General features: G+C 60.4%; 22 protein-coding genes. 8 read left to right on the top strand and 14 right to left on the bottom strand.

Going from position 1 to position 25,518, the window contains the following annotated elements; genetic code table 11:
• Positions 1-8: 8 nt before the first annotated feature.
• Both BDD14_RS10345 and BDD14_RS10340 read right to left on the bottom strand, forming a co-directional pair.
• Positions 9-3,467, bottom strand: a complete 3,459-nt coding sequence (locus BDD14_RS10345; protein ID WP_242617870.1) for a TonB-dependent receptor — start codon at positions 3,465-3,467, stop codon at positions 9-11.
• A 55-nt stretch (positions 3,468-3,522) separates the two neighbouring features.
• Complete coding sequence (locus BDD14_RS10340) at positions 3,523-4,308, bottom strand: hypothetical protein (protein WP_130418733.1); 786 nt, start codon at positions 4,306-4,308, stop codon at positions 3,523-3,525.
• A 64-nt stretch (positions 4,309-4,372) separates the two neighbouring features.
• On the opposite strand from BDD14_RS10340, the gene BDD14_RS10335 reads away from it, so the two are divergent.
• The 3 genes from BDD14_RS10335 (at position 4,373) to BDD14_RS10325 (ending at position 7,293) form a co-directional block, all read left to right on the top strand.
• Positions 4,373-5,203: a VIT1/CCC1 transporter family protein gene (locus BDD14_RS10335; RefSeq protein ID WP_242617869.1), complete on the top strand. Its 831-nt coding sequence runs from the start codon at positions 4,373-4,375 to the stop codon at positions 5,201-5,203.
• A gap of 135 nt (positions 5,204-5,338) precedes the next feature.
• On the top strand, positions 5,339-6,688 hold the full coding sequence (egtB, locus tag BDD14_RS10330) for an ergothioneine biosynthesis protein EgtB (protein ID WP_130418732.1): 1,350 nt from the start codon (positions 5,339-5,341) through the stop codon (positions 6,686-6,688).
• A 164-nt stretch (positions 6,689-6,852) separates the two neighbouring features.
• Positions 6,853-7,293: a hypothetical protein gene (locus BDD14_RS10325; protein WP_130418731.1), complete on the top strand. Its 441-nt coding sequence runs from the start codon at positions 6,853-6,855 to the stop codon at positions 7,291-7,293.
• A 63-nt stretch (positions 7,294-7,356) separates the two neighbouring features.
• Here BDD14_RS10325 and BDD14_RS10320 read toward each other — a convergent pair whose 3' ends face one another.
• Positions 7,357-8,115 carry a ThuA domain-containing protein gene (locus BDD14_RS10320; RefSeq protein ID WP_130418730.1) on the bottom strand — a complete coding sequence of 253 codons (759 nt, stop codon included), beginning with the start codon at positions 8,113-8,115 and terminating at the stop codon, positions 7,357-7,359.
• A 155-nt stretch (positions 8,116-8,270) separates the two neighbouring features.
• Here BDD14_RS10320 and BDD14_RS10315 point away from each other — a divergent pair, with 155 nt between their 5' ends.
• Both BDD14_RS10315 and egtD read left to right on the top strand, forming a co-directional pair.
• The gene (locus tag BDD14_RS10315; protein ID WP_130418729.1) at positions 8,271-9,323 is read left to right on the top strand and encodes a YncE family protein; all 1,053 of its coding nucleotides are present in this window, start codon (positions 8,271-8,273) and stop codon (positions 9,321-9,323) included.
• A 113-nt stretch (positions 9,324-9,436) separates the two neighbouring features.
• Complete coding sequence (gene egtD, locus BDD14_RS10310; RefSeq protein ID WP_242617868.1) at positions 9,437-10,489, top strand: L-histidine N(alpha)-methyltransferase; 1,053 nt, start codon at positions 9,437-9,439, stop codon at positions 10,487-10,489.
• Positions 10,490-10,500: 11 nt separating this feature from the next.
• Here egtD and moaC read toward each other — a convergent pair whose 3' ends face one another.
• The 10 genes from moaC to BDD14_RS10260 form a co-directional block, all read right to left on the bottom strand.
• Entirely contained in the window at positions 10,501-10,962 is a 462-nt protein-coding gene (moaC, locus tag BDD14_RS10305; protein ID WP_130418728.1) for a cyclic pyranopterin monophosphate synthase MoaC, read from the bottom strand.
• Between the two features lie 93 nt (positions 10,963-11,055).
• Complete coding sequence (locus BDD14_RS10300; protein WP_130418727.1) at positions 11,056-12,330, bottom strand: molybdopterin molybdotransferase MoeA; 1,275 nt, start codon at positions 12,328-12,330, stop codon at positions 11,056-11,058.
• Positions 12,331-12,426: 96 nt separating this feature from the next.
• Positions 12,427-13,614: a tetratricopeptide repeat protein gene (locus BDD14_RS10295; RefSeq protein WP_242617867.1), complete on the bottom strand. Its 1,188-nt coding sequence runs from the start codon at positions 13,612-13,614 to the stop codon at positions 12,427-12,429.
• A gap of 72 nt (positions 13,615-13,686) precedes the next feature.
• Entirely contained in the window at positions 13,687-14,409 is a 723-nt protein-coding gene (queC, locus tag BDD14_RS10290) for a 7-cyano-7-deazaguanine synthase QueC (protein ID WP_130418726.1), read from the bottom strand.
• Positions 14,406-14,693 (bottom strand): putative signal transducing protein, encoded by a 288-nt coding sequence (locus BDD14_RS10285; RefSeq protein WP_130418725.1) that lies wholly within the window; start codon positions 14,691-14,693, stop codon positions 14,406-14,408. The genes queC and BDD14_RS10285 overlap by 4 nt, the downstream gene beginning before the upstream one ends.
• A gap of 8 nt (positions 14,694-14,701) precedes the next feature.
• Positions 14,702-15,439: a DUF3108 domain-containing protein gene (locus BDD14_RS10280; RefSeq protein ID WP_242617866.1), complete on the bottom strand. Its 738-nt coding sequence runs from the start codon at positions 15,437-15,439 to the stop codon at positions 14,702-14,704.
• Between the two features lie 215 nt (positions 15,440-15,654).
• A complete protein-coding gene (locus tag BDD14_RS10275; RefSeq protein ID WP_242617865.1) occupies positions 15,655-16,212 on the bottom strand; it encodes a methyltransferase family protein in 558 nt (185 codons plus the stop codon).
• Complete coding sequence (locus BDD14_RS10270) at positions 16,209-17,333, bottom strand: glycosyltransferase family 9 protein (protein WP_242617864.1); 1,125 nt, start codon at positions 17,331-17,333, stop codon at positions 16,209-16,211. The genes BDD14_RS10275 and BDD14_RS10270 overlap by 4 nt, the downstream gene beginning before the upstream one ends.
• A 28-nt stretch (positions 17,334-17,361) precedes the next feature.
• Positions 17,362-18,399 carry a tetraacyldisaccharide 4'-kinase gene (lpxK, locus tag BDD14_RS10265; protein ID WP_130418723.1) on the bottom strand — a complete coding sequence of 346 codons (1,038 nt, stop codon included), beginning with the start codon at positions 18,397-18,399 and terminating at the stop codon, positions 17,362-17,364.
• The gene (locus tag BDD14_RS10260) at positions 18,396-19,691 is read right to left on the bottom strand and encodes a 3-deoxy-D-manno-octulosonic acid transferase (RefSeq protein ID WP_242617863.1); all 1,296 of its coding nucleotides are present in this window, start codon (positions 19,689-19,691) and stop codon (positions 18,396-18,398) included. Before BDD14_RS10260 ends, lpxK begins: the two co-directional genes overlap by 4 nt.
• 56 nt (positions 19,692-19,747) lie before the next feature.
• Here BDD14_RS10260 and BDD14_RS10255 point away from each other — a divergent pair, with 56 nt between their 5' ends.
• The 3 genes from BDD14_RS10255 to trmFO all read left to right on the top strand — a co-directional run bounded on the left by BDD14_RS10255 (position 19,748) and on the right by trmFO (position 22,894).
• Positions 19,748-20,452 (top strand): hypothetical protein, encoded by a 705-nt coding sequence (locus tag BDD14_RS10255; RefSeq protein WP_130418722.1) that lies wholly within the window; start codon positions 19,748-19,750, stop codon positions 20,450-20,452.
• 25 nt (positions 20,453-20,477) lie between these two features.
• Positions 20,478-21,011 (top strand): GNAT family N-acetyltransferase, encoded by a 534-nt coding sequence (locus BDD14_RS10250; protein ID WP_242617862.1) that lies wholly within the window; start codon positions 20,478-20,480, stop codon positions 21,009-21,011.
• A gap of 290 nt (positions 21,012-21,301) precedes the next feature.
• On the top strand, positions 21,302-22,894 hold the full coding sequence (gene trmFO / locus BDD14_RS32985; protein ID WP_242617861.1) for a methylenetetrahydrofolate--tRNA-(uracil(54)-C(5))-methyltransferase (FADH(2)-oxidizing) TrmFO: 1,593 nt from the start codon (positions 21,302-21,304) through the stop codon (positions 22,892-22,894).
• Positions 22,895-23,659: 765 nt separating this feature from the next.
• Here the strand turns inward: trmFO and der are convergent.
• A complete protein-coding gene (der, locus tag BDD14_RS10235) occupies positions 23,660-25,450 on the bottom strand; it encodes a ribosome biogenesis GTPase Der (RefSeq protein WP_130418721.1) in 1,791 nt (596 codons plus the stop codon).
• Between the last annotated feature and the right edge of the window lie 68 nt (positions 25,451-25,518).

Below are 25,518 nucleotides of genomic sequence, written 5' to 3'. Positions count from 1 at the left end.
GCCCTTTCCTAAAACCTGTATCGAGCGGTGAAGGTCAGCTGTCGCATGTTCGCGGTGGAGGTAACCTGGCCAAAGGTGCGCGAGTTCAGGGTCGTGTCGATACCCGAGTACTGCACCGTATTGAAGACGTTGGTGGCGGTCATGCGAGCCTCAAAAGAACGCGTCTCGCCCAACGGAACGGTGCGGGAGAGTGAACCATCGACGGCGACTGTTCCCGGGCCCAGGATTGAGCCGCGAGAGGCGGTACCATAGACATTCGCGGGAGCTGTAAATGCTGCGGCGTTGAACCAGTCCAGGATCGTTCCCGATCCATGAATCGGTTGAGAGAAGATGCGGTCAGGACGCAGTGAGTTATTGGTTCCCGTCGCCGTCTCTGCGACTGTGGCAACATAGTGCGGCGTGTAATAGGTCCCGGTGGCAAAGGTGAAATCGCCCGAGAGTGAGAAGTTATCGAGCGCCTTCGACCAGAAGCCGCCCTTCGAGAAGTAAGCCCGGTTCGGTCCAAAAGGAAGCTCCAGCACCCAGTTGCCAGTTAACTTTTGACGAATGTCGAAGGAGCTGTTGCCCTCCTCGGCGTTCAGATTGAGGTCGTTCTGCGCAGGTACCGCAGTGGAGCCGCCAATCGACGAGGCGTTATCGATCGAGTGTCCGTACTGGTAGGTCGCCTGCAGGGAAATGCCCTTCTGCATCCGTTTCCTCGCATTGATGCTCAAGGCATGGAAGCGCGAAAATCCCAGGGAGTCTTCATAGTTGAAGGGCTGTGCGGTTGGATTGAGTACGTTCGCCACTGAGCGGTTAGGTGCTCGCACAATATCGAGATTGCCGCCGAGAGCGCCGTTATAGCCGATATTCAGGACGATATCCATGGGGAGTGTGCGCTGGATGTCGAGATTCCATACCTGTACGTGCCCCAGCCTGTAGTTCAGGTTGACACTGTAGTTATTCTGCACGGCTGCAGTGGAGCAGTTGAAGGCGTCGGCCAACGCAAGCACGCCGCAGCCTTGCTGCTGCGCGATGTTGGTCTGTGTCACCGCAAACGGAGGCTGGAACGCAAGCTGTCGTGCAAAGCTGCTGTACTGTTGCGTGTTGTAGTTGATTCCATAGCCCCCGCGAATCACCGTCTCCTTGAAGAAGCTGCCCTTGGGTCTGTAGGCGAAGCCGAAGCGTGGAGAGAACATCGTGTGATCGGGATTCACCAGGGAGCGCGGGAAGGGGCCGCTGAAAGGCCCGCTCTGGCCGGGCGTCACAGGAGCGACCTCGGTGAAGTTCGCGTTGTGATCGAGATTGACCAGGCGGTTGTACTTCTCGGCATAGGGAGAAAAATACTCGTAGCGAAGGCCGTAGTTCAGCGTCAGATTCGGCAGGATGCGCCAGTCATCCGTTGCGTACAGATCCCATACGTTCGCACGCAGGTAGCTCTTTGCGAGTCCTGCCTGCACCGCTGCCTGTTGAGGCAAGCCAAGCAGAAAGTCGGCAAAGCTGAATCCTCCCGTCTGCCCCGATGGAGCATTCGCATTCTGCGTCGCGTAGCCGGTAAAGGTGAAGGCTCCCAGCGGGCTGGCCCCGCTCTGCAGATTTCCAGGAGCCGTCAGGCTATCGGCGTGTACCCGGCGATAATCCCCGCCAAATCGAAAGTTGTGTTTCTTGTGATTCCAGCTCACAAAGTCGGAGAACGAGATGGTCTGATTGATCGCATCGCTGGGCGCCGTAGAGTTCAAACCGGTAAGCCCGGAGAACGTCAGGGAAGGAACGCCGTAGTAGAAACGGTTGGAAGCGATCGCCGCATTTCCCACCAGGATGCCTGCATCCGCAGCAGGGTTGTCGGTGCCGTTGGTGAAAAAGTTCAGCGTCGATGCATGCGAACGGTTCCAGGTGACCGTCGCATTGTTCGTAAGCCTGCCGTAACCGATGGTGTAGCCAGCCGAGAGATTGTAGCCGTCCGACGTCGACGATCCGCCGAGTGGAAGAAAGACATTGGGGAGATCCGAGGCTGAGTGGCTGTAACTGACTCCAAAGTTGATGTTCTGGCGCAGTGTCTTCGGACCATTGCCTTGTTGTTGCCTCATTCGAAAGCCGCCGCCCGAGTTTTGTCCGAAGTTCCGAACATAGCGCCCATTCGCACTGAGGCTGTTTTGCCCGGCGGCTGTGATGGTCTGGTAGTTGTATCCCTGTTGGCCCACCGCGGCGATGTTGGGTGCGGGATAATACTTCAGCAGCGAGCTGGCTTGGGATGAGATTCGGTTGCCGCAGATCACATTCAACACGCCGTTGCACTGGAACTGCTGTGTGGTCGAAGGGTCGAAGATGGGCGTGCTCAATTGCGAGAAGTCCCCGGCTCGCTCGGCCTCCGTCGGAACCGTTGCGTACAGATTTTGCGGGTTGGTATTGCGCTGGCCGGTGATGTTGAAGAATACGAACTGTTTCGTGCTCGGCTTGATCAATCCAGGGATGAAGGGAGATCCCGCAAAGGTCACGCCGAATCGATTCGAGCTGTAAGCAGGCTTTACGACCGGAGCTCCGGTCAGGGAGTAGTTCGTCGCGTTGAGTGCGCCGTTGCCTCCCTGGTAGAAGATTGCGCCGTGAGGTTGCGTCGGGTTGAATCCCCGTCCTCCGCGTCCACCGCCGCCCCGCACCGTAAAGGCTCCGCCTCCCGATCCGCCACCGAATCCCCCGCGGCCTCCACCTCCACCTGATGCAATGCCACCCAGCATTCCGGCCACTGCATTGGCAACATCGGCGTTGGCCCCGCCTTGTTGGCGAGCTCGCGACATCGCATCTTCCACGCGCTGCCGGATGTCGTCCTCACTCATATTGGCAAGACCGTTCGTCTGCCCCATCTGGCCGCTCACAGCGACAGAATCCGTTGACGCTGCGTCGCCGCCCAGCCCAGCCATCGTCGGCATCTGGGCTCCGGCATTGCCTGTGCCGGCGCTTGCGTCAGCCAGGTCGATTCCACCCCCCGTTACGCTGAGCGACTGCATGCCACGACCGATGGAGCTTGCAAGAGAGCTCGCTGCGGCGCTCTGCTGATTCTGTTGCTGCTCCTGCTGTTGTTGCACGCGCGACGCCAGTTGCATCGTGAAATCAGCAGCCTCCTCGGGTTTACCGCCGTTCTCTCCAGCCGCGTTGATCAGCACCTCTTTGGTTTCGTCAGCGAAGGCAGCAAGCTCCGCCCGCACGACATAACGGCCATTTCGGGGAATCGCCATCGCGAAGGCGCCCGTCATGTCCGTGGTCGTTGCATACTTCTTTCCCGTCAGCGTATTCGTGGCAGTGATGGCAACGCCTGGCAGAGGAACCGGACCCGTCTTCACCGTTCCCTTGATCGTGCCTCCCGACGCTGCCTGTGCCGTTGGAGCCGGAGCCTGCACAGGATTCGCATCCTGCGCCCTCCCCTCCGCCGATCCCAGGCATATCCCGCAAGACGCGAACATGCACAACACTGCCGTTCGAAACACTCTCTTCACAGAGACCTCGTTCCAATCCTTCAAGCCGAATCCCCTCATCCTCTGCCGGGTCAAATTACTGCCGTGTAGGGGCAGAGGATGGCGTTGCAGGACTGTTCGCTGGAGCGCCGTCATCGCCTCCGCGCCGTCCCCGCATTCCCATAGCGCCCTCCGCTCCCGCGGGAAGTATGGCAAGGTTCGTCGGAACGAACACGCCATGTTTTACCGCTCCCCGGCCGGCGATCATGTCGCCAACTTTGACATCGGCTAACGTTACAATCTCACCGCTTCCATCGGCTGCAGGTGCTGCTGCGCCACCTTCCGCAGCGGGGCTGCCTTCCGGCGTCGTCGCACCGCGCCGCCTTCCTCTTCCTTTACGGAAGGAGGTCGTCTCATCGACCTCGATCACCTGGCTAACATGGTCAGGCCGCATCACCGTCAGCTTTACATCGTCAATCGCCGTCACCTTGCCGGTAATGTAGACCTTCCCCAGGTCCTCGCGCATCTTCTTTACCTGTTCTGCGTCGGCTACCGCGACGAACAGCGCGTGCATGGTCTTCTTCGGGGCATCCAGTTCTCCCATTGCACCAACACCATCGCCCACCTTCACATCGGTAGCCTTGACGGGCTGCCGGTCCTTCATCAGGCGTGTGTTCGGAGTCAGCGCAATCTGGTAGATCTCGTCGGAATCGGTCTTGATTGTCAGGTGATCCGCAGCCGTTGCCGTGACGGTTCCGCGTACCATCGGGCCGCGAGCAAACGACGCGCCATCTCCCGTAGGACCATCCTGCGCCGCCGAGGTTCCAACCGCTGCCAAAATACCCACAGCGGTGAAAACATACCGCGCCAACCTCGTTCTCATCTGCGTCGTCCTCGTCGATCCGAACCCGTGCTGATACAGACGCTTTTTTGCGCTGAAAGACGCTGTGAGGCGACAAAAAACTGCGCTTCCGGCCGTATCGTCCGGGCCCTCGGTCTACACTACGGCCATGTCCGAACCCGCCGGCCCGTCCGAAAGCTTAGCCGTTTCAACCAGCCCCACTCCTCAGGGAGAGCACGACCAGTCCCATGTCGAAGGACACTTCGAATCCAGTGCAACCGTTCGCGATATCGTCATTGGCCTTGCCGATGGTCTTACCGTTCCTTTTGCGCTCGCGGCGGGGCTTTCAGGCGCGGTCGCCTCTTCGCGCATCGTCGTCGTTGCCGGCCTGGCAGAGATTGCCGCCGGCTCCATCGCCATGGGCCTTGGAGGATACCTTGCCGCGCGCGGCGATGCCGAGCACTACGCCTCAGAAAAAAGACGGGAAGAGTTGGAGATCGTGGAGCGCACACGGGATGAGGAAGAGGAGGTCTATGAGATCTTCGAACAGTATTCTGTTCCACGTGCCAATGCCGCTCCTGTCCTTGAAGCACTCAAGCAGAACCCCACGGCCTGGGTCGATTTCATGATGCGGTTCGAACTCGGTCTTGAGCAGCCCAAGCCTGGCCGTGCTCCTCGTTCCGCCCTTACCATCGCCACGTCGTACGTCGCCGGCGGAATGGTTCCTCTCTTTCCTTACATGCTCGCCTTTGAAAACAGATCCGCGCTTCAGCTTTCCATCGTCATCACTCTGGTGGCACTTGCCGTCTTTGGCGCCTTGAAGGGAAGGATCATGGGTACGGGCTGGCTTCGAAGCGCAACGCAAACCCTTCTTATCGGAGGGATCGCAGCGGCCGCCGCATACCTGCTGGCGCGGCTCCTCAACGGGTATGCCTGAGAACCATCCCTTGGACGCTCGAACAAAGATGCTCGAACAAAATAGTTTCAACAGTCCGTCGACCCAGCCTGGAAGCATGAAAAAGCAACAAAACCCGCCGTAAGCCCATCCCATAGAGGAGAAAAAAGGACGAATATGCCAGCCTTCACCGAAAACGCCGCCCCCGCTCTTCTCGATCGCTTCAAGGCCGTCCGAGGCGCCACAGCCTCACTTTGTAGACCGCTGTCTCCGGAAGACATGATGGTGCAATCGTCCCCGGAAGCCAGCCCCGTAAAGTGGCATCTTGCGCATACCAGCTGGTTCTTCGAGACCTTCGTCCTCTCCGAATTCCTCGCCGGCTACACTCCCTTCCATCCCGATTTTCGCTGGCTCTTTAACAGCTATTACAACGCGCTCGGCGATATGCCGGAAAAGAAGCTCCGCTCTTCCTTCTCGCGGCCACCCCTCGATCTCATCCTCGCCTATCGCGCACACATCGATGCTTCGATCGAGCAGTTGCTTCAGCATCCCATCGAAGACGAAGCGGCACGCCGTATCGCCCTGGGCATCGAGCATGAACAGCAGCATCAGGAGCTCATCGCCACCGACGTCAAACACGCTCTTTTCACCAACCCGCTCCATCCCGCCTACATCGAGCGCACCGAACTCCTCTCCGGGACCACAATCGCTCCTCCCCTCGAATGGGTCGACTTCGCTCCCGGCCTCACCGAGATTGGCATTACACCCGATCCTTCCTCCACCGACCTCTTTGCCTTCGACAACGAGACGCCGCGGCACCCGGTCTACATTGCTCCGTACCGGCTCGCATCCCGGTTGGTCACGTGTGCCGAGTACCTGGCGTTTCTCGATCAGAACGCCTACAACCGCCCCGAGCTCTGGCTCTCGGAGGGTTGGACCACCATACGTTCCGAGGGATGGCAGGCGCCGCTATATTGGCAGCGCGACTCGGAGACGAGGTCGGGCTGGTCCATCTACACGCTTCATGGACTTATTCCGCTCGAAGATCTCTCCGAGACTCCCGTATGCCACGTCAGCTTCTTCGAAGCGGATGCCTATGCACGCTGGGCGGGCCATCGTCTCCCCACGGAGTTCGAGTGGGAACATGCAGCGGCGCGGTTTGGAACGCAAGGGAATGGATCTTCACGCTCCGAATCGTCGAAGACGCCTGCATCTCCGCCCGCCAATCTGCTCGAAAGGGGAAACCTTCATCCCACTGCCGCCAGCCACCTCGCCGGCCTTCAACAGGTCTTCGGCGATGTGTGGGAGTGGACGGCCAGTCCTTACACAGGCTATCCCGGATATGCCTCCTTGCCCGGAGCGCTTGGCGAGTACAACGGAAAGTTCATGAGCTCGCAGATCGTGCTGCGAGGAGGTTCCTGCGTCACCCCCTCCTCTCACATCCGCGCCACGTATCGCAACTTCTTCGCGCCTGCCGCGCGGTGGCAGTTCTCCGGCCTTCGTCTCGCGCACGACGCAGGCCGGTAACACATCTCGCTTGCAATTGCGGCACCGAGCATCGCCTCGATGCCGCTTTTCTTCTATGCGTGCATGTCTCTCTTAAAAATTTCCTCTCATTTCTCATTTCATAGACATTGATCTTTTCTTCTTCAGCATCTAAATACGAGACATACCAATGTCATGAGGAAAAAATGGGCCATTCCACTGCACGAAAATTTTTTCAACGGGTATTTATTCCAGTTCTTGCTTTAGCGATGACAACCGGCGTAGCACGGGCTCAGAGCCATGATTCCGACCACGATCGTCACGACCAGCACGACCAGCACGACGATCATCACGGTCAGGACTTTCGTTTTCGCGATCAGGACCGGGGCCACTTCGCCCAGCACTACCAGAAGGACGTCAATCGCTGGCAACACAATCCTCACGGGCGTCCGCAGTTCGTTCGCGGTGAGCGGATTCCTGGAAACTATCACTTCCAGGCTGTACCCCGGGCGTACTATTCCGAAGTTCCTCCCCCTCCGCCTGGATATCAGTATGGGTACTATGACGGCTACGTCGTAGCGTACGATCCCACCACGCGCATCATCGCCGACGCGATCGATCTCGTTGGAGCCGCGGTCAGTCGCTGATCCCGCATCCTCGCCGCGCGGAGGGCCGCTACGAATGCCGGCTCTCCGTGCGCAAACCCCGGATCATCTGTGATTCGTCTCTCCAACCCATACCATCGCATCTTCCATCAACCGGTTCTGGATGTCGCTGGTGAAGATCCTGTCTCCATGTCCCATGTTCATGTAGAGCATGCGAAACCGTGTGTTGGTCCACATCACCGGAAGATCTCCGCTCCGAACCACGTCCTTCATGCCCAGCGGGTAGTTGGAAGGCGAGAGCGTAAGCAGAACCTTCACATCCTTATTCTCGCGGGGAGACGGCCGCCAGATATACCACTCGTTCGCAGGTGAAAGAAAACTGGACGGGAGTCGCCGTGTCACGGGATGCTCCGGATCGTCGACCGTAATCGTCACCGGCATCGGCGGCCAGTTGTTGCCATAGAAGACTCCGCCGCCGAGAAAGCTGACAAACCAGGGCCACTTGGTTCCACTGTCGTTATACGCGGCGATGTGAAAGCCCAGCCAGCCTCCTCCGTGCTCCATGTACTGCTCGAATGCGCTCCGTTGCTGTGGCGTGTGGGGGAAGTCGTCCAGCCAGGCAATCATCTGGTACCCCGCCAGCTTCTCGGAGTTCATATCGTCCCAGCGGGTGGTTGTCTCAAAGGAAAACTGATCTCGCTTCGCCGCCTCCGTGTAAAACTGGATCGCCTGATGTGCAAAGTCCACATGATCGTGCTCCACCGTCTCCGAGTAGAAGGCAAGCACGCGAAACTTCGACTGCTGCGCATACGCGGTCGCGCTAAAGGTCACGAGCGCAAGAAATATCTGTAAAAAACGTCTCATCTTCCGCCGCCAGAGAATGAAGTTGTGAAAAATATGCTTCCGCGGTTGACGCAGCAGCGACGAAAGGCAACGACTTGCTAAAATCGAATTCCATTGTAGACAAACGGTTGCTTGCTGGGACAATCTTTTCAAGAGCTTCCAGGAATGGAGTTAGGATGCGGCAGCGCCTTCTCGGTATTTTCCTCGGTCTTCCAGTGTTGTTCGTTCCAGTGTCGGTGCTCCGTGCACAGGGGCTCTCTCAGACAACGCTCATCAATCGCGATGCCGCCGTCTACAGCAAGGACACCGGAAAGATCTATCTCGTCGATACCGTTCACAACGCGGTGATCGTTCTGTCCTCCTCAAAGCCGCCGTCCAGTATCGAGGTCGGAGCCAGCCCGATCGCACTGGCTCTCAATCCTCGTACCGGAAGAATCTACGTGGTCGACTCCGGTAGCCGCTCCGTCTCCGTCATCGATGCAAGCACCGACAAGGTGGTCGCTACGGTCCCTACTGCGGCCCGCCCTTACGCGATCGCAATCGACGAGGCAGCAAACAAGGTTTACGTCTCGAATACCTTCAGCAACATGCTCTCCGTGATCGACGGGGCGAGCAATCATGTTGCAAATCTTCCTACCGGCTCGGCCGACGCCATCGTCGTCGATTCGGACCGCCATCGTGTCTACCTCTTCGGCTACGAAAGCGACACTCTCACCGAGCTTGATCCTGCCACGGAGAGAACCACGAAGATCCCTGCAGGCGCGATGCATCTGTGGGGAATCGCACGGGCAGGGAAGACCCTCTACGTCTCGCACGTACAGGATGCGAGCATCGCAGCCATCGACCTTGAGACCCATGCCCTCCGCAATCTCCCCACAGGCTCAATGCCATGTGCGATTGCCATAAACAAAACGACGGGCCAGGTCTATGTCGCCAACTATGCCGACGGAACGGTTACCATCCTTGAGAAGGAGGAGAGACCGACGACTGTGGCGGTCTCCCCTCATCCTCAGGCAGTTGCCCTGGACGAAGCAGCAGGTCTTCTGTACGTGGCAAGCCCCCAGCAAAATACCGTGACCGTTGTGGATACGCAGACCCGGAACGTTCGGCAAACTTACAGAAATCTTGATCATCCCTATGCGGTGGTCCTGATGGGCGAGACTCATGCGGCTTACACGGTAAATCTCGGTAACGCGCCATTCACACTTCTTACGACTCGAGATCCCTAGCTGCTGACACCGTGGCGTCAGCAGGGTTGAGATTTTCGGTTTCCGCCGGTGACAAACATGCATCCAATGGCAGAGCGGTTTCGACCGCGGATCTCACAAAGGGGTTTTTTATAGTGCCTACCTACCCCGCGGTCGCCGACTTGCTTTTACCAGCTAACGAGTCGTTGCTCGCATCATCGCCCACAGACGCTGTTGCCGCCGAGGTCCGTGCCGGTCTCACCAGCACTCCCAAAACCCTCTCTCCCTGGCTCTTCTACGATGAGAATGGCTCACGTCTCTTCGAGCAGATCACCGAGCTTCCCGAGTACTACCTCACTCGCGTCGAGCGTGATCTTTTCGCTCTGTATGCCGGCGAGATCATCGAACGCGCAGCAGAGCCGTTGGGAGATGACCTGTCCCCCATGCTCACCCTCATCGAGCTCGGGGCCGGTACTGCCACCAAGACTGGAATCCTTCTCGCTGCCGCTGTTCGTCGCCAGAAGGCCGTGGTCTATCAACCGGTAGATGTCTCCGAGACCGCGCTCGCCGAGGCCACCGAAAACATCCGCGCCAACGTCCCCGGCGTTACCGTACGATGTCAGGTCGCTGACTACACGACCCAGGCACTGCCGTTGAACCGCCTTACCGACACCCGTACTCTTGCCCTTTACATCGGCTCCAGCATCGGTAATTTCTCGCCTGAAGACGCCCGTGACGTGCTCCGCAATCTTCGCGCGCAGCTTCTACCCGGCGATAAGCTTTTACTCGGAACCGATCTTGCTCCCGGCAAATCGAAGAGCGTCGCTCAGCTCCTCGCTGCCTATAACGATGCGTCTGGAACGACCGCGGCTTTCAACCGCAACGTGCTCGTGCGTCTCAATCGAGAGTTGGGAGCCGACTTCAATCCGGAGGCCTTCGACCACGAAGCGCGCTGGAATCCCTCCGAGTCCCGTATCGAGATGCACCTCGTCTCCCGAATCAGCCAACAGGTGCATATCCCCGCCAACTCAGCCGGTCCTGCCCTGACCCTGCAATTCGCTCGTGGCGAAACCATCCACACCGAGAACAGTTACAAATTCACGCCTGTTCGTGTTCAACAGCTTCTCCAGTCCGCCGGCTTTGAACTTTCCTTCTCCTGGGAAAACTCCGAGCACGCCTTTGCGGTAAGTCTGGCCACCGCAATCTGATCCGTGGGTGGTCACGACCTTCGCCACTCTCCGCTCTTACCGCCACTCTTGCTCACCAGCTCGACCTCTCGGATGCGAATGCCTTTGTCGAGCGCCTTCGTCATGTCGTACACCGTAAGCGCTGCGATGGAGGCAGCGGTCATCGCCTCCATCTCTACCCCCGTGCCCGCCACCGTGGCTGCGGTGGCTCCAATTTCTACGCCGCCTTCAACGATCCTCGCCTCCACGTCGATAAAACTGAGTGCCAGAGGATGACACATGGGGATCAAGGAAGCAGTCTGTTTCGCAGCCTGAATACCCGCAAACCGCGCCACCTCCAGCGGGTTGCCCTTGGGATTCGTTGGGAGTGCGGCCAGCGCCGCAGGTGACAACTCTACGAAGGCTCTGGCCCTGGCCTCTCTTCGTGTCGCGGGCTTCGCGCCCACATCCACCATATGGGCCCGACCCTCGTCGTCATAGTGCGATAACTTCATCCGTGGAATGCCTCCGCGAGATTGAAAAGAACACAGCAGTCTCTACGATAACCGCGGGAGAGAAATACTGCTCAGAACGAACCTTGAGAGTGTTCACCGCAGAAGCACGGTAATAACTTCGCTCTTCCTGAATCCCTCGGTATTTGCTGGCAGGACTGCATAGCAATTGGCTCGCGCGTTGGCAGCCATATCTCCCGAACCCTGCCACACCACCAGCCTTACCTCGGGGTGCATCCGCTTCGAGGTCAATCTCGCCGGCAGCACGCGTGTCAGTCCTGGCCGTGCTGCAACGTCGTCGCCCAGTGTCGCCTGCACAAATCGCGGCCTTTCGGTCACGGCCCCGCGCATCGCTCGCAGCAACGGCTCCACAAAGCAGGCGAAGGTTACCTGGGTGGAGACCGGATTTCCTGGCAGCCCAAAAAAATACACAGCGGGCATGTCCTCTCGTTCCGGTAGCCGACCGAATACGGCCGGCTTGCCCGGCTGCATCCGCACGCCAGTGAAGAAAAACTCGGCGCCCAGAGACAGCAGCACCTCTTCCACAAGATCGTACTCGCCCATCGACACGCCGCCCGTCACCACCATCAGGTCAGCCGCACGGGCCTGTCCGATCGCCTGCTCGAGATCGTCGCGGCGATCCGGCGCGACCGGCTGCCGCAAGGGCTCGCCTCCAGCCAGCCTGACAAGTGCGGAAAGTCCATAGCTGTTGGAGTTCCGTATCTGCTCAGGGCCCGGAGTCTGCGTCACATCCACCAGCTCATCCCCTGTCGCCAGAATCGATACCCGAGGCTTCACGAACACTTCCACCGTCGCTGCCCCGCAGGCCGCGGCCAGCGCAACCGCGGCGGCGTCCATCTCTACGCCTGCCGCAAGCACCACATCGCCCTCCTGCGCCTCGCTTCCGCGAGCAACGATATTCTCGCCCGGAACAAGCTTGCGTCCGTCCGCCAGCCGAATGGACTCCTCTGCGCTTGAGCCGCTTCGTTCCACGTGCTCCAGCATCACCACGGCATTGGCTCCGGCTGGAACCGGCGCTCCCGTCATAATGCCGATTGCCTGGTCGGAGGAGAGATTTCCATCCCACCGTCGTCCTGCCTGGACCTGACCCACCACGGTGAGCCAGTCTCCATCCGCGGCATCCTCCGTCCGCACCGCAAATCCGTCCCGGGTCGAGCGATCAAACGGGGGCTGATCGCGATCGGCGGCGATCGGCGTTGCCAATACCCGTCCCACCGATTCGCTGATGTCGACGACCTCGACCGGTTGTCGCCCGGCCGTCGCCGCATGCGCCAGCACAATCTCCATTGCCTCGTCGAAGCTCACCACGCGCTCGTTGTCGACGCTGCCACGCACACTGGCCGATTTCATCCTCTACCTCTTTCTTCGTAAGCCCGGCCTATCCCGGAAAACAGAAGGCCCCGGCTCTGTGCCGAGGCCTTCCTTGTTTCTGCAGCGAGAGGCAGGTTACTTCTTGCCTTTGCCTGCCTTGTAGCTCGACTTCACCTCGGCTCCGATGCCAGCGAGGATACCTTTGACCTCCTCCGAACGCGGACCCTCAGGAACCAGCTCCAGGTACTCCTGGTAGGCCTCGACACATCCCGGAGGCGCCGTGATCTTCTGGGTCTTCGGATCGACCGAAGCCTTCGGAATCAGAGCCTGGGCCTTGATGTAGTACGCGTCAGCGCGCTTCGGATCGGCAGCGATCGCCTTGTCGGCAGCCGCAGCCGCTTCGTCCAGCTTGCCCGCGTTGTACAGCGTCGCAGCCTCGTTGTAGAAGTACATGCCCGCATTCGCTGGCAGGGCTTTGGCGGCTTCCTCGTATGCGCCCGAAGCTCCCGCACCATCGCCGCCCTTTGCCAGAGCCTGTCCCATCTGGTTGTAGGCAGCTGCTGCTGTCTCCACGTTAGGCTTCTTTGAAGCCGCATTGGCATCGATAGCTTTCTTGTACGACGCTGCCGCCTCGGTGTACTTGGCCTGAACCGTTGGATCTACCGGTTTGCCTGCAGCCTTGGCAGCCTTGGCGGCGGCATCGGCCGAGCCCAGCTGAGCATCGCCCAGCGCTACCCAGAGAATGCCTTCATCCGGCTTCTGCGTGGTCGCCTGCTGCATAGCGGTGATCGCCGGCTCGAAGTTGCCGGCCTTCGTATCCGCGCGGGCCTGCGTCAGAAGAGCGTTCAGATTAGAGATCTTCGCGTTAGCCTCCGTCGCCTCGGAGTTCTTCTTCTTGAACTCCTCCAGCTGCTTCTTCTCTTCCGGAGTCATCTTGTCGATGTACTCCTTCCGGGACATGTCGAAGTTGAGCGGATGATCTTCGCCGGCCGCGAAGGTAACGTTGTCGGTATAGTCAATGCTCTTGTCGTCCACGAACACGATCGCCACGTAAGTTCCCGGCGCGATTCCCGTGCCCTTGAAGTTGCCCGATGCGTCAATCTCAAAGGTGTTCGTATACTTGCGGCTCTTCTCGTCGGAGGACCGATCCTGGGTCAGCTTCACCTGGCCCTTGGTAAAGGGGGCGCCAATGGGGTTGTTCACATGCCCATGGACGCTGGCCGGTGCCGGCTGTGCCCATCCGTTCTGCGATGCCAGAGCGAGCACCAGCGCCAGGCAGGCTCCCAGGCCCACGCTCCACTTTCTTTCGATACGCTTCATCATTCTTTCTCCTGGTTTCAGTTCTCGTCTGACCCGCCTTCGGCTGGTCGATTCTCGAAACTTTGCAGCATCCTGCTACGAGTTAGATGCCGCTTTCAAGCCGGCATAAGGTATTGGATCCAAGGTGCCGATCTCGCGAAATGCTCTCAGGCGCAGGACGCAGCTCTCGCACACCCCACACGCCTCCCGCTCACCGGAATAGCATGACCAACTTACATGGAACGGAGCGCCCAGTTCAACTCCCAGCCGCACGATCTCGCTCTTCCGCATGGAAATCAGAGGTGTCTCCACCCGAATATCGCCCTCTTTCGTTCCCTGCCGAATCAGCTCATTAAACGCCTCATAATAGGACGGACGGCAGTCCGGGTACCCGGAACTATCCTGTTCTACCGCTCCGATAAAAATCTTTTTTGCCCCCACCACTTCAGCCCAGCTCACGGCTGCCGAAAGAAAATGCGCATTGCGGAAGGGGACATACGTTACAGGGATCTCCGCCCCGATTGCCTCCTCCGCCGGTGCATCCGGAACTGCGATCGTCTCGTCGGTCAGCGCCGATCCCCCGATCCTGCGAAACAGGTCCATCTTCAGCGGCAGAAACTCCTTTGCGCCCGTAAGCCGCGCAATCTCCTTCGCCGAGGCAAGTTCTTTCGCCTCCGTCCGTTGTCCATAGCTGAAGTGCAGGGCATACACGTCAAACTCCCTCGTCGCCAGCGAAGCGCATACCGTTGAATCCATACCTCCGGAGAGGCACAACACCGCCTTGGGCCGCTGGTGGGCCCCATCTGCCGGAGTAATCATGACTCGTCCTCCAATGCCTCTGGATCCTCGTCCACGGGGCCGCCTTCCTCCTCTGGAGCCGGGAGAAGTTCTCGCGCCGCGCTCTCGTCCCTCCGGTGTACCAGAAGTCTGGCCCGGAAGGCTGCGCCCAGCAGATGGTTGGCGTTCTCCCCCTGCAGGAAGCATTCCAGGCCCGCCGTCTCCAGCATGCCCTTCGCCATCTGTGCCTCCACCGGATCTTCGAAGCGTGCCACCGTCAGAAACTGCTCCGGGTCAAGCGCCCCTGCTGTCGTTAGATCGTCCATCGGAATCCTCACTTCGTCTCGTACGACTGCAGCCGTGCCGTGATCGTTCCCCAGAAAAGGCTGGCCCTCACCTGTACAGGAATATGGCGTCCGTCATCCGTGTACCAGATCCAGATCTTCCCCCGGTTCTTCACGACTCCTTCCTCTGCGGTCGGTTGCACTCGTACCGTCTGGAAGGTTCCAGCCGGGGTCTTGATCTCCTCCTTGGCCTCTACCTTCATCGTTACCGTCACCGTACGCATCGAATCGGCAAGCGGAAACCGAAGATCCTGTCCCACCACCAGTGGGTGCGACCCGACGTAGAAGATGGCCGAAAGCGAATCGGTAACGCATGCCGGAATCGAAGCGGTCAGTGTCTTGGACGTGCCCTTCACCAGGTTCCGTTCCATCAACGTCTGCTTGCCCTGACCATAGTTGAAGCCCAGATCGCTTGAAATCTTCCTCCGGCCCTCCACCGTCTGCTTCGAAAATCCCGTCGAGCACCCGGTCTTCGTATCGAAGGCAGACTCGAATTTGTCCACGACCGGGAACAGCATCGTGACCCCGCCGACCGTATCTGCCGTCGCCGTAATCTTCTGGGTCGTGCCCTGCTGTTCAATCTGGAAGGTGGCAACCGCAGCGGTAAACACCCGCCAGTCCACCGTATAGCTGAGCGTCTGCTTCGTCGGAAAGACATACCCGCCTGGAGGAGGCTCGAGGGTGGGAATGGTGACTGGCGGCGGGGGAGGGAAGAGCCGGTGCGCCAACGACTGCGCCGTGCAACCCGTGCACGCCAGCCAGAGAAGAATCGGGAGAAAAAATACCGGAAAACGTTTCGACAGAGCTAACTCTCAGAATTTGGAATGGAACGGAACGGCTAACGATACAACCCGTTACGCAATTCGTCTACCGGCATCACTTGCAAACTGAAACTCCAGCTCAGGACTGCTCTCCGGCAGTCTTTCGGCGTCCTGGTCTTCTTCTATCGCGGAAGCAGAAGACGCGCAGCCAGCGCCGCGTAAAGTGCGACAGCGCCCATAAGTGCATTGTACTCGCGATGGTGCAGATACCTCTCCCGGGAAAACCTTCCCTGCGGCAGATCGTTCTTCGCCGGCGTCAGCCGGGGAAGCAGCCTCGGAACCTGCCGGGCATACTCATCGAAGCCTGCAAAATGCGTCCGCAGGTACTCTTCCTCCGAGCGGATCGTCGGAAGATAAATCCCCAGGAATCCCGCCGCCAGCGCCACAAAGATCACCCAGCTTCCCGAGGCCCAGGCAAATCCGAATGCGATCATCATCGAACCCAGGTAAAGCGGATTGCGTGTATGCGCATAGGGTCCCGTGCGTGTCAGCTCCGCATTCTTCTTCACATAGCCCGCGGCGTAGCCGCGCAGCCACAGCCCCGGTATCACCAGCAGAAGGCTCAGCAGCATCAACGTACCCGTCGGCCGGGCCAACCAGAGAAACATCGCCGCAAAGAGAAATCCCAGCGGTACACGGATGCGCCGGGCGATGCGCTGCCACCTGCTTCGTTCACTCACTCGCTTACCTTACCTCGTCCGTCCCCGGTGGCGCCCGCAAGTAGCTCCATCGCAGCCTCCACCACTTCCTCTACTGTAATCGCCAGCAACCCTGCCTCCGGCTCTGCCAGTCGTCTGTGGTCGCTCCGCTCTCCGCCGTGGCGAAGAACCCGCGCCCGCGTCCCATACGGCCCGTTTCGCGCCGGATTCGTCGGCCCGAACAGCGCAACCACCGGCCTCTTCAGCGCCGCCGCCAGGTGCAGCGGTCCCGTATCTCCCGCGATCACCAGGCTCGCCCGCCGCGTCAACGCAATCAGGTCTCCCAGGTCGGTAGGCACGGTGATTCCATACCCTCCACTGGCACGGATGACTTCATTGCCTACGCGATCCATCTCATGGGCCGCGTTGACCAGCACCCGGATCCCCCGTCGTCCCAACTCCGCGGCAACCGCGCCAAACCTCTCCGCGGGCCATTGCTTCGCTCCCCAGCCTGCACTCGGAGCCATCAGGACAAAGTCCTCGCCCCCCGGCAGCAATCTCTCCAGCAGGTCATCGCATGCCTGCCCGTGAAACTCGTCTCTGGGCAACTCCACCTGAGCCGGTTCCAGACTCTCACCGACAGCAGCCCCCAGCAGCTCGCACCCCTGCTCGATCACGTGCGCAGCGGTCGCCTGTATCTTGCGGTCATACATCCACCGGGCAGGCTTTTCTCTGGGGTCGGCCATGCCTGTAAAACTCTTCGCCGAAGCCATCCTGCCGATGACGGCTGAGCGGATCGATCCCTGCATGTCCACGCACAGATCGAAGGCGTCGCTGCGCAGCCCTCTCCTCAGCGATCGAATATCCGCCAGAGTCTCCCACGCAAACGGCTTCTTCTTCCACGCCCGTGTGGAGGCGGAGAACGTGCGATCCACCAGCGGCATTGCCTCCCCGCGTTCCATTGTCCAGGAGCCGTCGCTCGTAGCCCGCAACAACGGCAGCCATCGCGGCTCGACCACCCACCCGATCCACCACTCCGGATGCGCCTTCCTGAGCGCCGCTACAGCGGGCATCGCGTGCAACACGTCGCCCATAGCGCCGATTCGAACGATCAGTACGCGCCGCGGCAGCCCCTCCGCCAGAGAATGGTCCTGTATCGCCAAGCGCTCATTTTCTCATGGCCGTTCCTTCTCATGGCCGCTCCGGGGCTTTTCTCCGATCCAGCTCCGCAACCATCTTTACCAGTTGCGCCATGGCGTCTTTCTCATCGACCAGCTCCACATTCAGCCGGGCCACGATCAGCGGACCAACCGTCTCCAGCCGCTCGCGCATCGTTGCCGTCAGCTTCACCGCGTCTTTTTCGGTCGTGACAAGCCCGTTTGCGCCGCGCTCGCGCGCCCGCTCCAGAATCCGCGCCATATCCCGTTCTTCGTAGCGGTGGTGATCCGGAAACGCGACTGTCTCCAGCGGCTCGTATCGCGACTCTTTCAGCATCCGCGTGAAATTATCCGGCCGTGCAATTCCGCAGAACGCCAGTGGAAACGTAGGCAGCCGCTCGTCCTCCTCCGCCAGTCCCAGGCTTCGTCGAATCGGCCACACCGCAAACCCGTTTCCCTCTCCCTGCAGGCGATCGAGCAGGGGTTTCATCCGCCCTGCCTCTTCCTCGCGCACCACCACCACGTCCGCTTCACTTGCCGCCGCGATCGGCTCCCGCAGGTCTCCCGCCGGCAACAGGCAGTCCTCCACGTCGGCAAGCGTCAGCAGAACGATGTCCACATTCCGCGCCAGCCGCAGATGCTGGAACCCATCATCGAGCAGATGCACTCCAACTCTGTCGCCACGTTTATCCTGTTCCGCCAGCAGACCTGCGCGATAACGATCGGCTCCCACATACACCAGAGATCCGGACCGCTGCGCCAGCAGCACCGGCTCATCTCCGTGCCAGGCCGGGTCGTCATACGCGTCCACCCGTTCAATCAGGTTGGAGACGCGACCGTACCCCCGCGTCAAAATGCTTACCCCATATCCTCGGCGCCGAAGAATTCCCGCCAGCATCGCAACCACGGGCGTCTTTCCCGCTCCTCCCGCCGAAACGCTCCCCACGCTGATCACCGGCGAAGGAAGATGCCTCTGCTTCCGCCACCCCAGCCGGTACAGTCTTCGCTTCGCGGTCACCACCGCGCCATACAGCGGAGACAGCGGAAGCAGCAATCTTCTTAGCGTTTTCATGCGGCTTTCCTGTTCAACAACCCCAGCAACAGCTCAACCGTTCGCGCCGTAGCCCCCGCCTGCGCTGCGAATACCTCGCCGCCGTGCCTGCCCATCTCCCGCGCTCTGGTCTCGTTCGTCAGCAGATCCGTCATCGCCTCCGCCAGCTGTGAAGATTCGACGATCCGGATCGCCCCTGCGATTCGCATTGCCTCGACGATCTCGCGAAAGTTCTCACTCGATCGGCCCATCACCACCGGAACTCCGAATCGAGCCGGCTCAAGAGGATTATGCCCCCCCGCGGCCACCAGGCTGCCTCCCACAAACGCGATCGTTCCCAACGAGTACACCGAAGCCAGGTCGCCGATCGTGTCCAGCAGGATAATCCTCTCCCGGCCCTTCAATCCTCCACCCGCGACCAGGTCACTCGCACGCACCACATCGAACCCCGCCGTCTCAATCAAGCCCGCCACCGCGCTGAACCTCTCCGGCCGCCGGGGTGCGATCACCAGCACCGTATCCGGCTCCGTCTCCAGTACCTGTGGCCACGCCTCCAGCAGAATCCTCTCCTCGCCTTCGAGCGTGCTTCCCGCCACCACCACCTTCGCGTCCGCCGGAAGCCGCTCCCGCAGAAGGGTCGTCATCGCGCTCTCACCCGCTGCTTTTACGTCGTATTTGAGATTCCCGCTCACCCTCACCCGTTCTGCGGGAGCGCCGATCCGCACCAGCCTCTCCCGATTCTCCCCGCTCTGCGCCAGAAACAGTGATACCCGCTGCAGCAGCGGCCTCCAGAGCGCTTTCAGCCGCAGGTAGCGTGGCAACGAGCGGTCCGAAACCCTCGCGTTCACCACCGCCACCGGCACGCCCTCACGCGCACAGAGATCCATCAGGTTCGGCCACAGTTCGCTCTCCATCAGCACCAGCATCTCCGGATGCAGCGTTCTCACATAGCGCCGCACGAGCACTGCAAAGTCCAGCGGCAGGTAAAACACCGGCGATTCGGCGCCAAATCGCTCACGCGCCAGTCGCTGGCCCGTCTCAGTCGTAGTGGAGACGGCAATTATCCAGCCAGGCAGCGCCCTGCGCAACTCACGCACCAGCTCCGTCGCCGCCATTACCTCGCCCACGGACACGGCATGCAGCCATATAACTCTACGCCCCGCTGCCGCCTCCCGCAGACCCTCGGGAACTCTCCCCAGTCGCCCGGCGAGCCCCGCACGATAACGCCCGCTGGTCGCCATTCGCGCCAGCCACCATGGAGCGCCCGCCACCAGCACCGCTGCCAGCAGCGCGCTATAAACCGCCAGAATCAACCGATCTATCCCCTCGCTTTACCAGGTATCTCAGCGAAGATGATAATCAATTACGCATGAAGTCCCACATCCGCTTTACGTTACGAACATTACTTGGGTTCGTTCTTTTCTCCGGCGCCCTGGCCGTTCCCAGCCTTGCGGGCAATAAAGCGGCCCCTCCTCCGCGTCCCGCTCGCGAATATCCCGCCTTCGATTTCCACCCCCAGGAGCACGTTACCGTCGCCATCGACCCCTGCACCGAGCCCCGGGACTGCGATTTCTTCCGCCTGCCCTACATCCGCCACTCCCTCATCCCCGTCCGCGTCATCATCACCAACGACTCCGACAGCCCCCTCAGCCTCGACGAAGCCCGCATGCAGTTCATCACCTCCGCCGGAGACAAATTTCCCGCCGCCAGCCTCGACGACATCAACCGCCGTCTCTTCTCCGCCGAAAAGGCCGCCGGACGGAAAATCCCTATCATCCCCATCCCCATCCCCGGCCGCCGCACTCCCATCGACAAAAAGATCACCCAGGACGACGACGACTTCGGCTTCAAATCCACCACGGTAACCCCTCATTCCACGATTGCCGGTTACGTGTTTTACGACGTCAAAGACCTCGAGGAGCCGCCCCTCAAGAACGCCGAGATCTACATCAAGATGATCCACACTTCCGGCGGCAAGGAGCTCTTCGCCTTCTCGCTGCCCTTCAACAAATGGCTCGCCGCACAGAAGGCCACGCCCGCTGCATCGAAGCCCGATGCAAAACCCGCACCCTGACGACCTTTTTGAATACTCCCGAACAATGATGAATACCCCAGAACAATCCACGGCCCATCCCTCCGCTGCCTCCGTCTCGCCGTTGCTGATCCGCGAAGCCACTCCCTCTGACGTCCCCGAGATGCTCGCCTTCATCCGCGAGCTCGCCGAGTACGAGCGCGCTCCCCACGCCGCCGTGGCCACTGCCGAAGATCTCCTCCGCGACGGCTTCGGCCCGCGCCCCGTCTTCCAGTGCCTCATGGCCGAATGGGAAGGCAAGCCCGCGGCCATGGCCCTCTACTTCCCCTTCTACTCCACGTGGCGCGGCAACGCCGGCATCCACCTCGAAGACCTCTTCGTCCGCCCCCAGTTCCGCCGCAACGGCATCGCGAAGGCCCTCTTCGCCCGACTCGCCGCCATCGCGCTCGAGCGCGGCGATCGCTTCCAGTGGCACGTCCTCGACTGGAACCAGATGGCCATCGATTTCTACAAGGAGATGGGAGCCCATATGCTCAACGAGTGGCGCATCATGCGCATCGACGGCGACGCACTCAAGGCTCTCGCCGATAAAGCAGAGTAGGGAAAACGAAGCCCTGGTTGAACAAATTTCTAAAGCATCCCCTCCCCTTCCCGTCATCCCCTCCCACTCCGTCATTCTGAGCAAGCGAAGAATCCCAGGATTCGCCGGAACCGCCACGCGCCCCGCTGAGGAAGATTCCCACCCCTTCACCCAAGGCCTCATGAATCTTTGTCATTTCAAAACGCCGGGTTCATGGCGCAGCCGGGTCCTCATCTCCAGCGGGAAACGTCTAATGTGGGATTTGCAGGATGCGGGCGGACGCAACCCTCTCTCGCGAGACAATAGAACCAATGAAGAAGATTAAAGTCATCGGCGGAGGCCTCGCCGGTCCTGAAGCCGCCCTGCAGGCCGCATCCCTTGGCTGCGAAGTCACCCTCTACGAGATGCGCCCTACCCGATCCACCGAGGCCCACCAGACCTCCGACTTCGCCGAGCTCGTCTGCTCCAACTCCCTCAAGTCCGAGAGCGAAAACTCCGCCCCCTGGCTCCTCAAGCAGGAGATGCGCCGCGCCCACTCCTTCCTCCTCACCGCCGCCGACGCCTCCGCCGTCCCCGCCGGCCACGCCCTCGCCGTTGATCGCATAGAATTCTCCCGCCGCGTCCAGGAGCTGATCGACCAGCACCCACGCATCACCGTCGTCCGCGAAGAGGTCATCCGCCTCGACGACGACCCCGACGAGATCACCATCCTCGCCACCGGCCCCCTCACCTCACCCGCCCTCACCGCCGAGCTGCAGCGCCTCACCGGCTCCCAGCACCTCGCCTTCTACGACTCCATCTCCCCCATCGTCGACGCCAGCACCATCGACATGGACAAGGTCTACTTCGCCGCCCGCTGGGACAAGGGAACCGCCGACTACATCAACTGCCCCTTCACCAAAGAGGAGTACGACCGCTTCATCGACGCGCTCTCCACCGCTGAGGCCGTCCCCGCCAAAGAGTGGGAGCAGATCCCTACCGCACTAGCCACCGCCGAGACCGTGGCCCCCAACACCCGTCATTCTGACCCTACGCAACACGAAGAAAACGATCGTCATTCTGAGCGAAGCGAAGAATCTCAGTATTTCTCGAATAAAGCCACCATCTCCAAGAGAGCCAACATCGCCATCGGAGATGGTGAGCCGCACTCTTCCCCACAAAAGTGTCATCCTGAGCGGAGTGGCGAAGCCACGCAGTCGAAGGACCTGCGGTTAACCGCCCCATCCGCTGAGGAAAAACTGAAGTACTTCGAAGGCTGCCTGCCCATCGAAGAGATCGCCCGCCGCGGCCGCGACACCCTCCGCTTCGGCCCCATGAAGCCCGCCGGCCTTACCAACCCCCGCACCGGCCGCTGGCCCTACGCCGCCGTCCAGCTCCGACAGGAGAACCTCCGAGCCGACTCCTACAACCTCGTCGGCTTCCAGAACCACCTCAAGTACAACGAGCAGGCCCGCATCCTCCGCCTCATCCCGGGGCTCGAAAACGCAAAATTCCTCCGTTACGGGCAGATCCACCGCAACACCTACCTCAACTCCCCGACGGTCCTCACCGATACCCTCCAGCTACGCGCCCACCCCCGCATCCTCATCGCCGGGCAGCTCAGCGGAGTCGAGGGCTACACGGAATCCATCGCCGGAGGCCTGCTCGCCGGACGCTTCGCCGCCACCCTCGCGCAAGGCCGAACGCCAACGCCTCCGCCGCGCCTGACCGCCCACGGTTCACTCGTTCACTACATCACCCACAGCGAGGCCAAGACCTTCCAACCCGCCAACATCACCTTCGACCTCCTGCTCCCGCTAGAAGAGGAGCTGCGAAAGAAGATCCGCGACAAAAAAGAGCGCCACCGCATCCAGTGCGACCGCGCCCTCGAAGCCTGGACCGCCTGGCTCACCCAGACCTCCTAGCCCGCAACTGCATCTCGATGGAAGGCACTCAGGATCCCAATCGAACCCTGAACGAGCGAAGCGGGGGGAAATGGAGGCCGCTGTGTGCCTCATCTTCGGCGCAGCTTCACCGCGCCTGTGGGCCAATCGCGGGGTGCCCCATTCATGCGGTCTGATCGCATGAGTGGGACAATCGAACCGGCGATAGGATCCCGCGAAGTCCTGCGATCAACACCCCGCGAGGGTTCTCCCATCAACCCGCCGCGAAGATCCTTCCATCACCACCGACGAAGGCCCTGCCATCAAAAACCCGAGTTCCTGCCACCAACCCCCCGCACTCGTCATTCTGAGCGCAGCGAAGAATCCCAGTATTTCGCGCGTACTGCCACGACCGCCAACCAAAGCCAACCAGCCAACCCGGCTACAACGTCGGCAGCTCACAGAGGTGTCATCCTGAGCGAAGCGCGCAGCGCGAAGTCGAAGGATCTGCGGTCGCCCCCTATGGCGATTGGACGTACACGAGGCTTAAGCCCACTTTCCTGAAAATCTGTCAAGCCCAATCCACCCCTAACCCAAACATAAACAAAGAGATAAATTTGCCGATCAGTTTCCCTCGATCCGCTAAACTGAAAGAGAAATCAAAAAGGGTTGCGGAACTCTCCAGTCCGCAACCCCTTTTAAATCAATATTTTTGGCATTAAACCCTTTGAATGCAATATTTTACCCTCAATGCCCGATGTAAAATATTGTAAATAAATAACTTACATCCGAAGTAGGGGGTACCCCTCACTCGGCCTTCTTCTTATTCCGCGCCCTCACCTTGAACCAGATCGGCGACCCGATAAATCCGAAGCTGTCTCGGATCTGATTCGCCAGAAACCGCTCGAAGCTGAAGTGCAGCTTCACGTCCTTGTCCGTGAACAGCACGAACGTCGGCGGAGCGACTGCAGCCTGCGTCATGTAATAGATCTTGACCCGCTTGGACATCGGAACCGAGGCCCTCTGGAAGTCCACGCGTTCCAGGAACCGATTCATCTGTCCCGTCGAGACGCGCTTGCGCCGCTCGCGAGCCACCAGTTCGACCTTTTTGAAGACCTGATCGACTCCCTTTCCTTCCGCCGCGGAGATAAACAGCAGCGGAGCGTAATCGAGATACTTCAGCGCATCGCGAACCTGCTCTTCGTAGACCTTTTTATCCGCCGGTGCTTTCCCGTCGGTTCGTCCCGTCGTGACCGCATCCCACTTGTTCACGACGATGATGACGGAGCGACCGCTCTCGTGCGCATAACCGCCGATGTTGGCATCGAGCGCGGTTACGCCCTCGACCGCATCGATCAGCAGCAGCGAGACATCCGCCGCTTCGAGATGCTTGCGCGCCATGATGACCGAGAGCTTCTCGGCCATCAGCTTGGTCTTGCCCTTACGGCGGATTCCAGCCGTATCGACGAAGCGGAAGCTGTGCCCGGACCGCTCGACCACCTCATCGACCGCATCGCGCGTCGTTCCTGCGATCGGTGAGACGATGGCACGCTTCGTTCCGGTCAGCGCATTCAGCAGGGTGGACTTGCCTACGTTCGGCCTGCCGATGATGGCGATCTTCGTCTCGGCCTGTTCGTACTCACCGTGCGTGCGCAGCTTGCGAACCGGCGCCGGACCGTCCTCGTCCTCTTCCATCTCGTCTTCGGCGGTCAGCATGACTTCGGTTGGCTCTTCGGCGACAGTCTCCACCGGAAGCGCCGAGAAGACCTCGTCCAGCAGGTCGCCCACGCCGGTTCCGTGCTCGGCGGAGACAGGAAGAACATTGCGGAAGCCAAGACTGCGGAAGTTCTCTGCGCCTGCAAGCAGCTCGACCGAGTCCATCTTGTTCACGGCAAGAAAGACCGGTTTTCCGCCACGGAGCAACAACCGCGCCAGCTCGATGTCGGGCGCAACCAGTTCGGTTCGGCCGTCCACGACCATCACGATCGCGTCGGCCTCGCCCAGCGCGACCTGAGCCTGGCGGAAGATCTCGCTAGGAATGAGTGCCTCGTCGTCCGGAACCACGCCGCCGGTATCGACGACGCGAACGTCGCGACCGGCCCACTCGATCTCGCCATAGATGCGGTCGCGTGTAATGCCCGGCTCGTCACCGACGATGGAGCGCCGCGACCCGGTAAGCCGATTGAAGAGCGTCGATTTGCCGACGTTGGGGCGGCCGCAGATCGCAATCAGCGGAGCCTTCACGTCGACTGCTTCCTTGTCCGTGCTGTAGCGAGTGGCTTCAAGCTCTGCTTCGCGCCAGTCGCGCTGCTCGTCTGCATCCTCGCTCGCAGCGGCTGGGCGCACAGCGACAGGCCTGACGCTCGACGGAGGACGCCGCTGGTCTCCGCGCAACGTCACGCGGGCCTCGCGGTCAGGCGACCGTTTCGGGACGCGCTTCAGCTTCTCCGCTGCGGCCTTCTTGGTTGCGAGCTGCTTTCGCTTGCGGGGATCGACAGCGCCCGTTGTCGGAGCAGCCTTCGGGGCGCGACCCTTCTTGGGCCGGGTGCTGGCCTGACGGTGTTTTTTGCCGAGCCGTTTCTGATCGTTTTTTGCCACCGTATCTATCCAGCTTTCTCTTCGCTCCGCTTCCGGGCGAGGTCACTCCAAAATGGCCACTTAGCAAT

Source organism: Edaphobacter modestus, assembly GCF_004217555.1.
GTDB classification, from domain to species: Bacteria; Acidobacteriota; Terriglobia; order Terriglobales; family Acidobacteriaceae; genus Edaphobacter; species Edaphobacter modestus.
The sequence above is the reverse complement of the archived record's forward strand: the minus strand, read 5'-3'. Positions and strand labels throughout refer to the sequence as shown.

What these genes read in the sequence shown, in the direction of transcription:
- BDD14_RS10340 (WP_130418733.1), bottom strand. Translation starts at nt 4,308, where the DNA reads ATGAGAACGAGGTTGGCGCGGTATGTTTTCACCGCTGTGGGTATTTTG.
- egtB (WP_130418732.1), top strand. Translation starts at nt 5,339, where the DNA reads ATGCCAGCCTTCACCGAAAACGCCGCCCCCGCTCTTCTCGATCGCTTC.
- BDD14_RS10325 (WP_130418731.1), top strand. Translation starts at nt 6,853, where the DNA reads ATGGGCCATTCCACTGCACGAAAATTTTTTCAACGGGTATTTATTCCA.
- BDD14_RS10320 (WP_130418730.1), bottom strand. Translation starts at nt 8,115, where the DNA reads ATGAGACGTTTTTTACAGATATTTCTTGCGCTCGTGACCTTTAGCGCG.
- BDD14_RS10315 (WP_130418729.1), top strand. Translation starts at nt 8,271, where the DNA reads ATGCGGCAGCGCCTTCTCGGTATTTTCCTCGGTCTTCCAGTGTTGTTC.
- moaC (WP_130418728.1), bottom strand. Translation starts at nt 10,962, where the DNA reads ATGAAGTTATCGCACTATGACGACGAGGGTCGGGCCCATATGGTGGAT.
- BDD14_RS10300 (WP_130418727.1), bottom strand. Translation starts at nt 12,330, where the DNA reads ATGAAATCGGCCAGTGTGCGTGGCAGCGTCGACAACGAGCGCGTGGTG.
- BDD14_RS10295 (WP_242617867.1), bottom strand. Translation starts at nt 13,614, where the DNA reads ATGATGAAGCGTATCGAAAGAAAGTGGAGCGTGGGCCTGGGAGCCTGC.
- queC (WP_130418726.1), bottom strand. Translation starts at nt 14,409, where the DNA reads ATGATTACTCCGGCAGATGGGGCCCACCAGCGGCCCAAGGCGGTGTTG.
- BDD14_RS10285 (WP_130418725.1), bottom strand. Translation starts at nt 14,693, where the DNA reads ATGGACGATCTAACGACAGCAGGGGCGCTTGACCCGGAGCAGTTTCTG.
- lpxK (WP_130418723.1), bottom strand. Translation starts at nt 18,399, where the DNA reads ATGAAAACGCTAAGAAGATTGCTGCTTCCGCTGTCTCCGCTGTATGGC.
- BDD14_RS10255 (WP_130418722.1), top strand. Translation starts at nt 19,748, where the DNA reads ATGAAGTCCCACATCCGCTTTACGTTACGAACATTACTTGGGTTCGTT.
- BDD14_RS10250 (WP_242617862.1), top strand. Translation starts at nt 20,478, where the DNA reads ATGATGAATACCCCAGAACAATCCACGGCCCATCCCTCCGCTGCCTCC.
- trmFO (WP_242617861.1), top strand. Translation starts at nt 21,302, where the DNA reads ATGAAGAAGATTAAAGTCATCGGCGGAGGCCTCGCCGGTCCTGAAGCC.